The organism is Kineococcus anabasis (assembly GCF_054590795.1).
On the sequence record NZ_BAAIHU010000001.1, the window covers coordinates 730,348 to 743,091 of the forward strand.

General features: G+C 75.9%; 11 protein-coding genes. 7 read left to right on the forward strand and 4 right to left on the reverse strand.

All coding sequences use genetic code 11. The features are described 5' to 3' along the window. Nucleotides 1-111: 111 nt before the first annotated feature. Nucleotides 112-720 carry a hypothetical protein gene (locus ACYQBY_RS03385; protein WP_459642373.1) on the forward strand — a complete coding sequence of 203 codons (609 nt, stop codon included), beginning with the start codon at nt 112-114 and terminating at the stop codon, nt 718-720. A gap of 211 nt (nt 721-931) precedes the next feature. Here ACYQBY_RS03385 and ACYQBY_RS03390 read toward each other — a convergent pair whose 3' ends face one another. Further along, nucleotides 932-1,693 carry an SDR family NAD(P)-dependent oxidoreductase gene (locus ACYQBY_RS03390; protein WP_459642374.1) on the reverse strand — a complete coding sequence of 254 codons (762 nt, stop codon included), beginning with the start codon at nt 1,691-1,693 and terminating at the stop codon, nt 932-934. A 101-nt stretch (nt 1,694-1,794) separates the two neighbouring features. Here ACYQBY_RS03390 and ACYQBY_RS03395 point away from each other — a divergent pair, with 101 nt between their 5' ends. Continuing rightward, the gene (locus ACYQBY_RS03395) at nt 1,795-2,664 is read left to right on the forward strand and encodes a helix-turn-helix transcriptional regulator (protein WP_459642375.1); all 870 of its coding nucleotides are present in this window, start codon (nt 1,795-1,797) and stop codon (nt 2,662-2,664) included. 36 nt (nt 2,665-2,700) lie between these two features. Here the strand turns inward: ACYQBY_RS03395 and eat are convergent, their stop codons facing one another. Further along, nucleotides 2,701-4,176: an ethanolamine permease gene (eat, locus tag ACYQBY_RS03400; protein ID WP_459642376.1), complete on the reverse strand. Its 1,476-nt coding sequence runs from the start codon at nt 4,174-4,176 to the stop codon at nt 2,701-2,703. 222 nt (nt 4,177-4,398) lie between these two features. Here eat and ACYQBY_RS03405 point away from each other — a divergent pair, with 222 nt between their 5' ends. The 5 genes from ACYQBY_RS03405 to ACYQBY_RS03425 all read left to right on the forward strand — a co-directional run bounded on the left by ACYQBY_RS03405 (nt 4,399) and on the right by ACYQBY_RS03425 (nt 9,532). After that, the gene (locus tag ACYQBY_RS03405) at nt 4,399-5,781 is read left to right on the forward strand and encodes a glutamine synthetase family protein (protein WP_459642377.1); all 1,383 of its coding nucleotides are present in this window, start codon (nt 4,399-4,401) and stop codon (nt 5,779-5,781) included. Continuing rightward, on the forward strand, nt 5,762-6,562 hold the full coding sequence (locus ACYQBY_RS03410; RefSeq protein ID WP_459642378.1) for a gamma-glutamyl-gamma-aminobutyrate hydrolase family protein: 801 nt from the start codon (nt 5,762-5,764) through the stop codon (nt 6,560-6,562). The genes ACYQBY_RS03405 and ACYQBY_RS03410 overlap by 20 nt, the downstream gene beginning before the upstream one ends. Before the next feature lie 65 nt (nt 6,563-6,627). Beyond that, nucleotides 6,628-7,992 carry an aldehyde dehydrogenase family protein gene (locus ACYQBY_RS03415; RefSeq protein WP_459642465.1) on the forward strand — a complete coding sequence of 455 codons (1,365 nt, stop codon included), beginning with the start codon at nt 6,628-6,630 and terminating at the stop codon, nt 7,990-7,992. A gap of 17 nt (nt 7,993-8,009) precedes the next feature. Then, complete coding sequence (locus ACYQBY_RS03420) at nt 8,010-8,810, forward strand: 3-oxoacyl-ACP reductase (RefSeq protein ID WP_459642379.1); 801 nt, start codon at nt 8,010-8,012, stop codon at nt 8,808-8,810. After that, nucleotides 8,807-9,532, forward strand: coding sequence for a FadR/GntR family transcriptional regulator (locus ACYQBY_RS03425; protein WP_459642380.1), 726 nt, complete (start codon nt 8,807-8,809; stop codon nt 9,530-9,532). The genes ACYQBY_RS03420 and ACYQBY_RS03425 overlap by 4 nt, the downstream gene beginning before the upstream one ends. Here ACYQBY_RS03425 and ACYQBY_RS03430 read toward each other — a convergent pair. Both ACYQBY_RS03430 and ACYQBY_RS03435 read right to left on the reverse strand, forming a co-directional pair. Continuing rightward, entirely contained in the window at nt 9,525-10,352 is an 828-nt protein-coding gene (locus ACYQBY_RS03430) for an HDOD domain-containing protein (RefSeq protein WP_459642381.1), read from the reverse strand. The genes ACYQBY_RS03425 and ACYQBY_RS03430 overlap by 8 nt on opposite strands. Then, complete coding sequence (locus ACYQBY_RS03435; protein ID WP_459642382.1) at nt 10,336-12,603, reverse strand: putative bifunctional diguanylate cyclase/phosphodiesterase; 2,268 nt, start codon at nt 12,601-12,603, stop codon at nt 10,336-10,338. Before ACYQBY_RS03435 ends, ACYQBY_RS03430 begins: the two co-directional genes overlap by 17 nt. Between the last annotated feature and the right edge of the window lie 141 nt (nt 12,604-12,744).

A 12,744-nucleotide genomic window follows, 5' to 3' on the forward strand; every position in this document is an offset into this window, starting at 1 on the left:
GACCAGATGCGCGGACGAGCCTGCTCGTCCATTAGGCGGACGCCGTCCGCGCTCCCGCGCGCCCGTGCGCACCCCGGTGGCGACCGGCACCGCCTGCTCCGCTGGGCGCTCGTGCTGGGAGCGACCGCAGCGGTCGGCCTGGCGCCGCTCTCCTTTGGCAAGGCCGGCGCGAGCTTCGCCGGCTCCTCGGTGAGCCCGTCCAACACCTTTTCCACCGGCACGGTGATCTTGTCCGACGACGACAACGGCTCGGCGCTGTTCACCACGGGCACGGCCGGGAGCGGGCAGGTGGCCGCCGGGCGGCTCAAGCCCGGGGGCAGCGTCGTCAACTGCGTGCGCGTCACCCACACCGGTACCGTCCCCGTCACCGTGCGCCTGTACGCCAGCGCGGTCTCCGGGGTGAACGGCAGCGGCGGGGTGGGCATCCTCGACAAGATGCACGTGAGCGTGGAAGAGGGCACTGCCGGTGCGTTCGGCTGCGCGGGCTTCGGCGGAGCCACCGTGGTGTGGAACACCACCACTCACCCCGGCGCGACCTCGGACCTGCTCTCGGTGTTCCCCACGACGGCCGCCACCGGCCCCGCCTCCCCGGCCGGCACGTGGGCCGCGGGAGCCGCGCGCTCGTACCGGGTCACGCTCACCATGGACCCGGACACCCCGGCCACCGCCCAGGCCGCGACGGCCGCTCTCCAGCTCACGTGGCAGGCCACGAGTGCCTGAGGACCCGCGGTCGCTGAGAGCGTGCTGCGTCGTCGATCAACGTCGGCGGGGGCGAACGGGCGGTCACGGACTTCCGCCCTCGCCGCGGATGGCAAGCGGTCAGCCGATGCACCAGAACCACTCGCTCTTCGGCAGAAGCGGACGATCCGGCGCCCATCATGATCCACGAGACAGGCCCTGGGGCCGGCCCCTCCCGGGCCCCTACGGCCCGTCACACCGCGCGGGTGGCGGTGATGCCGCCGTCGACGGGGATCTCGGCGCCGTGGACGTAGCCGGCCCGGTCCGACAGGACCCACGCGACCGCGTCGGCGATCTCCTCGGGAACTCCCGGGCGTCCCGCGGGGGTCCCGGTGGTCATGCGCGCGACGACGTCGCCGTCGGAGGCGTTGACCGGGGTGCGGGTGGCCCCGGGCGAGACGGTGTTGACGCGGACACCGCGGGGGCCGAACTCCGCGGCCCAGCTGCGCGCGAGCTGGATCTCGGCGGCCTTGGTCGCGGAGTACAGGCCGACGAAGGCGTGCCCCACGTGCGCCATCCAGGATCCGATGACGACGATCGCGCCGTGGCCGCGCTCGGCCATCGCCGGGGCCAGGGCGGCGGTGAGGACGTGGGGGGCGCGGACGTTCACCGTCAGGGTGGACTCCAGGTCGGCGTCGGTCAGGGAGACGGTGTCGACGGGCGGGCACACGGCGGCGTTGTGGACCACCGCGTCGATCCGCCCGCCGGCGGCTGCGGTGGCGGCACGGGCGAAGGCCCGCAGCACCTCGGGAGCGGCGCTGAGGTCCGAGGGGACGAACACGGCCTGCCCGCCGTCGGCCTCGACGGCGGCGACGACGGCCGCACCACGGTCCCGGTCCCGGCCGGTGACGACGAGACGCCATCCCTGCGCTGCGAGGGTGCGGGCGGTGGCGGCACCGATGCCGCTGGTGGAGCCGGTGATCAGGACGGTGCGGAGCTCGTGGGAGGTGGTCACGGGGAACAGCCAACGCACGGCGCGACCGGCCCGCCAGGGCGGGTGCTGCCTGGTCACGGCGTGACCAGGCCGGCGCCCCGGCCGGCTCCTAGGCTGGACAGGTGCCGCCCGACCGCTCAGCCCTGGGTGCCTTCCTTCGTTCGCGCCGCGACCGGTTGACCCCCGCCCAGGCCGGCATCGCCCCCTTCCCCGGTCCGCGGCGGGTGCCGGGGCTGCGCAAGGAGGAACTCGCCGTCCTCGCCGGGCTGAGCCCGGACCACTACAGCCGGCTGGAACAGGGCCGGCAGCACACCCTCACCGAGGACGTCCTGCAGGCGCTGTCGCGGGCGCTGCAGCTCGACGACGTCGAGCGCGCCCACCTGCGCGACCTCGCCGCCCCGCTCTCGCGCCGGCGCCGCAGCGCACCGGAGGCCCCCCAGCGGCCCGACCCGGGGATGCTGCGCCTGATGGGCGTGCTGGACCACGTGCCGGTGCTGCTGCTGGGGCGCCGCTCCGAGGTCCTGGCGCGCAACGCCCTGCTCACCGCCGTGCTCGGGACCGCGCTGGAGCCGGGCTCGTCGTTCACGCGCTGGTTGTTCCTCGACCCCGACGCGCGGCTGCGGATCGTGAACTGGGCCGACTTCGCCGCCGCGGCGGTGGGGGCGATGCGCTACGAGGTGGGCCGCCACCCCGACGACCGGCGGCTCGCGGAGCTCGTCGCGGACCTGCGCCGGCGGGATCCCGACGTCGCGCGCTGGTGGGACGACCACGGGGTGACCTTCCGCACCTCGGTCACCAAGCACATCACCCACCCGCTGGCGGGACCCCTCAGCTTCGGCATCGAATCACTCGTCGGGCCGCACGACCCCGAGCAGCGCCTGGTCGTCTACACCGTCGAACCCCACTCCACCACCGCGCGGACGCTGCCGCTGCTGGCCCGCTGGGCGCCCGTGCCGGAACCGTCGGGCGGGGCGTCCGGCGCGACCGCGTGAACGGCCGCCGCGGCAGGCGCCGGACCTGCGCGGTGCTCACTTCAGGGTGGCCTCCGCGGCCTGCACCGCCGCGAACTCCTCCTCGGGGGCGGAGGCGACGAGGTGGTGGCGGGAGTGGAACCAGAAGTACGCCAGGAACGCCGCGAACACCGCGGCGGTGATGCCGGCGGCCTTCTGGTCCACGAAGAACGTCGCGACCACCGCCACCGCGGACAGCACGAGCGCGATCCCGGTCGTCACGACGCCTCCGGGGGTGCGGTAGGGGCGCTCCAGGTCCGGCTCCCGGCGGCGCAGGACGATGTGGGAGAGGTTCATCAGGACGTAGGAAACCGTCGCGCCGAAGACGGCGATGTTGATGAGCAGGGCGCCGTCCTGCGTCCAGGCGGCGAGGAGGAACCCGATGGCCGCGGGGACCAGCAGGGCGAGGTAGGGCGTCTTGCGCCGCCCCGTGACGGACATCCAGCGCGGCAGGTACCCGGCGCGGGAGAGGGCGAACAGCTGGCGGGAGTACGCGTAGACGATGGAGAAGAAGCTCGCGACCAGACCGGCCAGCCCCACCCAGTTCACGAAGTCCGCCAGCAGGCTGTCCCCGCCGGCGGCGATGCGGGCCGCTTCCGGCAGCGGGTTGGCCGAGGCCTGCATCGCCGCCGAGCCCGCCGCGCCCGGGGCGAGCAGGAGCACCCCGGCACCGAACACCAGCAGGGCGAGCATCGCCGCGATGATCCCCCGCGGCATGTCCCGGCGGGGGTCCCGGCTCTCCTCCGCCGCCAGCGGGACCCCCTCGATCGCGAGGAAGAACCAGATGCCGTAGACGAACGCGCCCACGGCCCCGGCGTACCCCATCGGCAGGAACTCCGAGGCCCCCGCCGCGTCCGTGGGCGCGATGTCGAACAGGTTCGACACCTCGAAGTGCTGGACCATCCCGGCCATCCACACCACGAGCGCGACGACGGCGAGCGCGGTGATGCCGAAGATGACCTTCATGGCCTCCCCGACACCCCACAGGTGGATGCCGACGAACAGGGCGTAGCAGACGAGGTAGACGGGCCAGGGGCTCGGCAGGGAGAACAGCTCCAGCGCCTCGACGTAGCCCGCGATGAACGTGGCGATCGCGGCGGGCGCGATGGCGTACTCGATGAGGATCGCCACGCCCGTGGCGTAGCCGCCGAGCGGCCCCAGCGCCCTGCGGGCGAAACCGTACCCGGCGCCGGCGACGGGCATCGCCGAGGACATCTCCGCCAGCCCGAACACCATGCACGTGTACATGACGCCCATGAGGACGAAGGCGATGAGCAGACCGCCCCAGCCGCCCTCGGCCAGCCCGAAGTTCCAGCCGGAGAAGTCCCCGGAGATGACGTAGGCGACGCCGAGGCCGGCCAGCAGGAGCCACCCCGCGGCACCCCGGCGCAGCTGCCGGTGCTCGAGGTAGTCGGCGGAGACCCTGTCGTAGCCCACCGCCGGGTTCCTGCGGGGGCCCTGTCGGGTCGGGACGGGACTGCGCTGCTCGGCCATGCGCGCCTCCGGGGCGGGGACGGTGCCCGGGCGGGCCGGGGTGTTCCCCCGGTCCGGGTGACCGCCGAGTATGTGCGGGCCGCACCGGTGCGTCAACGGTCTTGACAGCCGGTAGCGGCACCGGCTTCGATCCGGTGAATGGTCCGTGGACGGACCATTCGGGCGCCGGCCCCCCGCAGCCGGCGCGGCACGTCCGGGGCGCGGCACGTCCAGGGAGGGCCCGTGGAGCACACCGCCACCGACGGGGAAGCGGGAGCACCGCTCAGCCTGCAGGACCTGCGCCACGACGTCGCCGGCGGCAGGGTCGAGACGGTGCTCGTGGCGATGACCGACATGCAGGGGCGCCTGCAGGGCAAGCGGCTCACGGGGCGCTACTTCCTGGAGGAGGTCCTCGGGCACGGCACCGAGGCCTGCAACTACCTGCTGGGCGTCGACGTCGAGATGACCCCGGTGCCGGGGTACGCCATCACGTCCTGGGACCGCGGCTACGGCGACTTCGTGCTGCGCCCGGACGTCTCGACCCTGCGGCGCATCCCCTGGCACCCGGCGACCGTGATGGTGCTGTGCGACGTGCTGTGGGCGGACGGCACACCCGTGCGCCCCTCCCCCCGGCAGGTCCTGCGGGCGCAGCTGGACCGCCTGGCCTCGCACGGGCTGCACCCGCTGGTCGCCACGGAGCTGGAGTTCGTGGTGCTGCGCGTGCCGTACGAGGAGGCACAGGCCCGCGGCTACCGGGACCTGCGGCCCGCCAACGGCTACAACGTCGACTACTCCCTGCTCGGCACCGGGCGCGTGGAGCCGCTGCTGCGGCGCCTGCGCCAGGAGATGGAGGGCGCGGGGCTGTACTGCGAGTCCGCCAAGGGCGAGTGCAACCTCGGCCAGCAGGAGATCGCGTTCCGCTACGCCGACGCCCTCACCACCTGCGACCAGCACTCCGTCTACAAGCTGGGCGCCAAGGAGATCGCCGCGCAGGAGGGGATGTCCCTGACGTTCATGGCGAAGCTGGACCACCGCGAGGGGAACTCCTGCCACATCCACCTCAGCCTCACCGACGACGCCGGAGCCCCGGTGTTCGCGGACGGCACCGGCACGGGGATGACCCCGGTGTTCCGCTCCTTCCTGGCCGGGCAGCTCGCCGCGCTGCGGGAGCTGACGCTGCTGCTGGCGCCCAACGTCAACAGCTACAAGCGCTTCGCCGCCGGCTCGTTCGCACCGACCGCCGTCGCCTGGGGGTACGACAACCGCACGTGCGCGCTGCGCGTCGTCGGGCACGGCGCGTCCCTGCGCCTGGAGAACCGCGTGCCCGGCGGCGACGCCAACCCCTACCTCGCCGTCTCCGCGCTCCTGGCCGCCGGCCTGCACGGTGTGGAGCAGGGCCTGGAGCTGGAGGACGCCACCCCCGGCAACGCCTACCTGGGCGACGCACCGCGCGTCCCCGGCACCCTGCGCGAGGCCGCGGACCTCTTCGAGGCCTCCGCCGTGGCCCGCGCGGCGTTCGGCGGGGACGTGGTGGAGCACTACACCCGCGCGGCGCGCGTGGAGCTCGAGGCGTTCGAGGCGGCCGTCACCGACTGGGAGCGCGCCCGTGGCTTCGAGCGCCTCTGAACCGGGCGCCGGCGCGGGCGGCCCGGGCTGCGGCGCGCCGCCCCCCGGGCGGCGGCCCCTCGTCGGGCTGACGACGTACCTGGAACCCAGCACGCACGGCGTGTGGCACGTCCTCTCGGCGCTGCTGCCCGCCGTCTACGTCGACGGGGTCACCGAGGCGGGCGGGCGCCCGGTGCTGCTGCCGCCGTGCGGCCCGCACGCGCCGCCCTGGTCGGCGCAGGAGCTGGCGGACCTCGACGCCCTCGTCCTCACCGGCGGCGCGGACGTCGACCCGGCCCTGTACGGGCAGCGGCCGCTGCCCACGACCGGCACCCCGCAACCGGCGCGCGACGGCACGGAGGTGGCGCTGCTGCGGGCCGCCCTGGGCAGCGGCCTGCCCGTGCTGGGCATCTGCCGGGGGGCGCAGGTCCTCAACGTCGCGCTCGGCGGGACGCTGCACCAGCACCTGCCGGACGTCCTGACCGGCGCGGCCCACCAGGGGCCGCCCGGGGAGTTCACCACGACCGCGGTGCGCACCGAGCCGGGCACGCGGGTCCACCGGCTGCTGGGGGCGCAGGCGCGGGTGCACTGCTACCACCACCAGGCGGTGGACCGCCTCGCGGACGGGCTGCGCGTCGCGGCCCGCGCGGCGGACGGGACCGTCGAGGCCTTCGAGGCCGCCGACCCCGCGCGGGGTTTCTGCCTGGGCGTGCAGTGGCACCCGGAGCAGGACGCCGCCGACCGCAGGCTGTTCACCGCCGTCGTGGACGCGGCCCGCGAGCGCGCGGCGGTGGCGCGGTGAGCGGCGCGGACGGTGCGGGCGGCGCGGTGAGCGGTGCGGGCGGCGCGGGCACGGGCGGGGACGTGCTGGAGGTGCTGGATCCCAGCACCTCCGCCGTGCTGACCACGGTCCCCGCAGCGGACGTGGCGGCCGTCGACGCCGCCGTGGCCCGCGCCGCCGCCGCGTTCCGCACCTGGCGCGAGGTCGCGCCCGCCGACCGGGCCCGGCTGCTGCGCCGCTTCGCCGAGGAGGTGGACGCCGACACGGAGCACCTGGCCGGCCTGGAGGTCGCCGAGGCCGGGCACCTGCTCACCGCCGCCCGCTGGGAGGCGGGCAACGTGCGCGACGTCCTGCACTACTTCGCCGGGGCCGCCGAGCGCCACCTGGGCGACCAGATCCCCGTCGCCGGGGGCATCGACGTGACGTTCCACGAACCCCTCGGGGTGACCGGCGTCATCGTGCCGTGGAACTTCCCCATGCCCATCGCCGCGTGGAGCGCCGCCCCGGCCCTGGCGGCCGGGAACACCGTCGTCGTCAAACCCGCGGAGCAGACCCCGCTCACGGCGCTGCGCCTGGCGGAGCTGGCGCTGCGCGCGGGCCTGCCGGAGGGTGTGCTGCAGGTCCTGCCCGGCCGCGGGGACGTCGCCGGGGCGAGGCTGGTGGAACACCCCGACGTGCGCAAGGTCGTCTTCACCGGCTCCACCGCCGTGGGCCGCTCCGTCATGGCGCGGGCGGCCCGCCACGTCAAGCGCGTCACCCTGGAGCTGGGCGGCAAGAGCGCCAACATCGTCTTCGCGGACGCCGACCTGGAGCGGGCGGCGGCCACCGCGCCGGAGGGGGTGTTCGACAACGCCGGGCAGGACTGCTGCGCGCGCTCGCGGATCCTGGTGCAGCGCAGCGTGCACGAGAGGTTCCTGGAGCTGCTGGAGCCCGCGGTGCGGGCCGTGCGGGTGGGCGACCCCCGCGACCCGGCCTCCGGCATGGGCCCGCTGATCTCCGCCGCGCAGCGGGAGCGGGTGTCCTCGTTCCTCTCCCCCGGCGCCCTCGGGAGCGCGCAGGTGGCGTTCTCCGGTACCGCCCCGGGCGGTGCGGGTTTCTGGTTCCCGCCGACCGTCGTGCTGGCCCCCGACCCGCGCGTGCGCGTGGCCACCGAGGAGGTCTTCGGCCCCGTCGTCACGGTCACCCCGTTCGAGGACGAGGCCGACGCCGTCCGCATCGCCAACGCCTCCCGCTACGGGCTCTCCGGCTCGATCTGGACGCAGAACCTCGGCCGGGCGCTGCGGGTGGCGCGCGCCGTGGAGGCGGGGAACCTGTCGGTGAACTCGCACTCCTCCGTGCGCTACTGCACCCCCTTCGGCGGGGTGAAGGAGTCCGGCCTCGGCCGCGAGCTCGGCCCGCGGGCGCTGGACTCCTTCACCGACGTCAAGAACGTGTTCCTCTCCACCACCTGACCCCGGAGGGCCCGCCCGTGAGCACCCCTGAGCGCGCACCGCAGACGCCGACGTCCCGCCGCCTGCCCGGGCGGGTGGCCGTCGTCACCGGCGGCGGCAGCGGCATCGGCCTGGCCACGGTGCGCCGGCTGGCGTCGGAGGGCGCGCACGTCGTCGTCGCGGACGTCGACACCGCCGCGGGCGGCGCCGCCGCGGCGGAGGTCGGCGGGCTGTTCGTGCGCACCGACGTCACCGACGAGGAGCAGGTCGAGGCGCTGTTCGCCGCCGCCGCGCAGACCTACGGATCGGTCGACGTCGCCTTCAACAACGCCGGGATCTCCCCGCCGGAGGACGACTCCATCCTCACCACCGGCCTGGAGGCGTGGCGGCGGGTGCAGGAGGTGAACCTCACCTCCGTGTACCTGTGCTGCCGGGCGGCGCTGACCCACATGCGGCGGCAGGGCCGGGGTTCCATCATCAACACGGCCTCCTTCGTGGCGGTGCTCGGCTCGGCCACCTCGCAGATCTCCTACACCGCCTCCAAGGGCGGCGTCCTGGCGCTCAGCCGGGAGCTCGGGGTGCAGTTCGCCCGCGAGGGCATCCGGGTCAACGCCCTGTGCCCGGGTCCCGTGAACACCCCCCTGCTGCGGGAGCTGTTCGCCGCCGACCCCGAGCGCGCCGCGCGCCGCCTCGTGCACGTGCCCGTCGGGCGGTTCGCCGAGCCGGAGGAGCTCGCGGCGGCGGTGGCCTTCCTCGCCAGCGACGACGCGTCCTTCGTCACCGCCTCGACGTTCCTCGTCGACGGCGGGATCTCCAGCGCCTACGTGACGCCCTTGTGAGCCGCGACGCCGCGGCGGAGGCGGAGGCGGTGCCCCTGGTGCTGCGCGGGGTGCGCACGGGCAACGCCTTCGAGGAGACCGTCGAGCGGCTCCTGCAGACGATCCGGCTCGGGATCGTCCCCCCGGGGCACCGCCTGCCCGCCGAGCGCACCCTGGCCGCGTACCTGGGCGTGTCCCGGGCGACGCTGCGCGAGGCCCTCGCGACGCTGCACGCCGCCGGCTGGGTCGAGGTCCGCCGGGGACGCACCGGGGGCACGTTCGTGCGCGCGGAGGTCCCCGCGGACCCCGGGTGCCCACCGCCGCCGGATGCCGGCGAGGTGGAGGACGTGCTGGCCCTGCGCCGGGTGCTGGAGGTCGGCGCCGTGGAGGTCGCCGCGCGCCGGACGCTGGAGCGGGAGCAGCGCCGCGAGCTGCGCGCCCACCTCGCGGCGGCGGACGGCGCGGACGCGAGGGACTACCGCCGCTGCGACTCCCGGCTGCACCTGGCCCTCGCCGAGGCCACCGGCTCCCCCTCGCTCGTGCTGGCGGTCGCGGACGCGCGCAGCCGCCTCAACGCGCTGCTCGACCGCATCCCGCTGATCGCCGTGAACCTGCAGCACTCCGACGCGCAGCACCGGCGCATCGTGGCGGCCGTGCTCGCCGGCGACGCGGCACGGGCCAGGGCGCAGATGGTCGAGCACGTCGAGGGCAGCGCGGCGCTGCTGCGGGGGTTCCTCAGCTGAGGACCTGCGAGAGCTCCTCCGCCTGGGCGCGCACCACGCCGCACAGGTGCTCCACCTCGGCCTCGCGCCAGCGCCCGGCGGTGAGCCGCTCCACCGGCGCCCGGCGGTGCTCGGGGTTCACGATGCGCTCGGAGAGCTCGATGCCGGCGCTGACGGCGGCGGCCAGCGGCACGGTGGCGCCGCCGCGGGCCACCTGCAGCAGCCCCTCGGGCATGTCGGCGGGGAAGCCCCACGCCGCCAGCGCCTCCGCCGACAGCCGCACGTGCGTCACGCCGTAGGCGCGCGTCTCCGCGACGAGCAGGTCCGCCCGGTCCGGGGCCGCGGCCACGACGTCGGCGTAGCCGTCGTCGCAGCGGAACAGCAGCGCCTGCCCGAGGCGGGCCAGCAGGCCGAGCGCGAACGCGTCCGGGGCGCGCACCCCGAGCCGGGGGGCGAGCTCGCCGGCGGCCACGGCGCACAGCAGGCTGCGCTCCCAGAACCGCTCGGGCAGCTGCGCGTCCTCCTCGTCCAGCCCGGCCATCGCGGCGACGGCGAGGCTGCGCACGGTCGAGAACCCGACGACGGTCACGGCGAAGGTGGTGCTGGCCACGCGGCCGCGCAGGCCGAAGTAGGCGGAGTTCGCCAGGCGCATGAGCCTCGCGGTCAGCGCCGGGTCGTAGGCGACGACCTCACCCAGCGTCTTGGCGGAGCTGCGGGAGTCGTCGGCCGTGGCGATGACGCGGGCGGCGACGGGACGCTGCGCCGGCAGGTCGTCCAGCGCGCCGGCGATCCGGCCCAGCACCTCCGCGGCGGCCGCGGCGCCCTCAGCGGTGAGTTGCACTGCGAATCCCCTCCGTCGTCCGTGCCCCCGCCGTCGTGGCGAGGGTCGTGCTGTACCCGGCGACCGCGGCCGGGGCGGCGCCGGCCGCGGTGCGGGGCGCCCCTCCCAGTGTGGGCACGGGGACGCCCGCGGGCCCAGCCGGGCGCGGCAGGACCCCGCGCGCGGCGGGACGCGGGGCGGAGCGGCTGGCGACCAGCAGCTCCCGCACCTGCGGGGCGGCCAGCGGGCGGGAGTAGAGCCAGCCCTGCGCCGCGTCGCAGCCCAGCTCCGCCACGACGGCCGCCTGCTCGGCGGTCTCCACGCCCTCGGCGATCGTGCCCAGACCCAGCGCGCGGGCCAGCGCCACCACCGCGGTGGTCACCGCGCGGGCGCTGCGGGCGGAGTCGGAGCACAGGTCCCTGGTGAAGCTGCGGTCGACCTTCAGGTGGTCCACGGGCAGCTCGCGCAGGTACGTCAGCGAGGAGTAGCCGGTGCCGAAGTCGTCCACCGCGACGAGCGCCCCGGCGCGGCGCAGCTCCTCCAGCGCCTCGCGGGAGGAGGCCGTGTCCGTCAGCACCGCCGTCTCGGTGATCTCCAGGCACAGGTCGCCGACCTGCAGCCCGGCCGCGTCCACGGCCTCCCGCACGCGCTGGACCAGGCCGGGCACGGCGAGGGTGACGGCGGAGACGTTCACCGCGACGGTCGCCGGCGCCCACGGGCCCAGCTCCGCGCGCCAGGCCGCCAGGTCGCGGCAGGCCACCTGCAGGACGTGGTCGTCCAGGGCCGGCACGAGGTTGTTCTGCTCGGCGAGCGGCACGAACACGCTGGGGGGGATGACACCGAACTCCGGGTGGCGCCAGCGGCACAGCGCCTCCAGGGAGACGATGCGGCGCTCGGGACCGGTGGAGACGACCGGCTGGTACACGACCTCCAGCGTCCGCTGCGCCAGGGCCTGGCGCAGGTCGGCGACGAGGCGCAGGGAGCGGCGGGCGGCGGCCACGGCGTCCGCGTCGGCGGCGGCCCAGCGGTCCTTGCCGGCGGACTTGGCCGCGTACATGGCGATGTCGGCGTCGCGCAGCACCTGCTCGGCGGTCAGGTGGGAGGCGTCCAGGACGACGACGCCGACGCTGGCGGAGGGGCGGATCCGCAGGCCCTGCACGTCCACGGGCTCCGAGACGGCGTCGATGACGCGCTGCGCGGCCACCCCCGCGGCGGCGGCGCCGTCGAGGCCGCGGCAGAGCAGGACGAACTCGTCGCCGCCCAGGCGTGCCACGAGGTCGTCACCGCGCACCGCCCCGGACAGCCGGGCGGCGACCTCGGTGAGCAGCCAGTCGCCGGACTCGTGCCCGAGCCCGTCGTTGACGATCTTGAAGTCGTCGAGGTCCAGCAGCATGACCGCGAGGTCCTGCGGCGCCCGGTTGCGGGGGGTCGCGGCGAGGACGGCGGTGAGCTCCTCCGTGAGCGCGGCGCGGTTGGGCAGGCCCGTGAGCAGGTCGTGGCGCGCCTGGTAGGCGAGGCGGTGCTCCTGCGCGAGGCGCTCGGTGATGTCCTCGACCGTGCCGACGAACCCCGCGCCCTGGCCGGGGGAGCTCGAGGGGGCGAGGGCGACGTGCACCCAGCGGACGTGCCCGCTGCTCTGGCGCAGGCGCACGTCCACCTGCGCGGTGCGGCCCTCCAGACCGGAGGAGACGCAGTCCAGGAGGGCGTCCACGTCCTCGCCGAGGACGTGGTCGAGCCACGCGGTGCCGCACAGGTCCTCCGCCGCGGTGTCCAGCAGCCGGGCGAAGGCGTCGTTGACGTAGGCGAGGCGCGCGCCGACGTCGGAGACCACGGTGGGCACGGGCGAGCGCTGGGCGACGGCGGCGAAGCGGTCCTCCACCGGGCGCGGCCACGGGCCGGTGCCGGTGCCGGTGGTGACGTTCTCCAGGCGCAGCGCCCACCAGCGCTCGTCGGTGTGCGGGGCGCGGCCGGGGGTGGGGGAGGCGACGACGTCGGCGGTCCAGACGGCGCCGTCGGCGCGCGGGACGTCGACCTGCCAGCGGGCGGTGCGCTCGCGGGAGAGGCGCTCGCCGGAGCCGGTGCCGCCGGGGGGCAGCAGCAGGTCCAGGCCGGTGCCGAGGAACTGGCTCGCGTCGCGCAGGAGCAGGGCGGCGGTGGCCTCGTTGGCCCAGCGCACGGCCGGCGCCGCGCCGTCGTGGGCCGAGACGACGAGCAGGGGCGCCTCGGCGGCGGAGGCCAGGTGCACCAGGGCGGAGGCGACCACGTCGTCCACGACCTGCACCCCCCGCGAGCCCGGTGCGGACCACGCCGGTCGCGGTCCGTCGTCATCCCATCGGCAGGTCGGGGCCGGAAGTTGACCGCCTCCCGGGCCGGCCCGCCGGCGGGCCTCGCGCGGCGGCCGGGGCCGGGACGG

What these genes read in the sequence shown, in the direction of transcription:
- eat (WP_459642376.1), bottom strand. Translation starts at nt 4,176, where the DNA reads ATGGCCGAGCAGCGCAGTCCCGTCCCGACCCGACAGGGCCCCCGCAGG.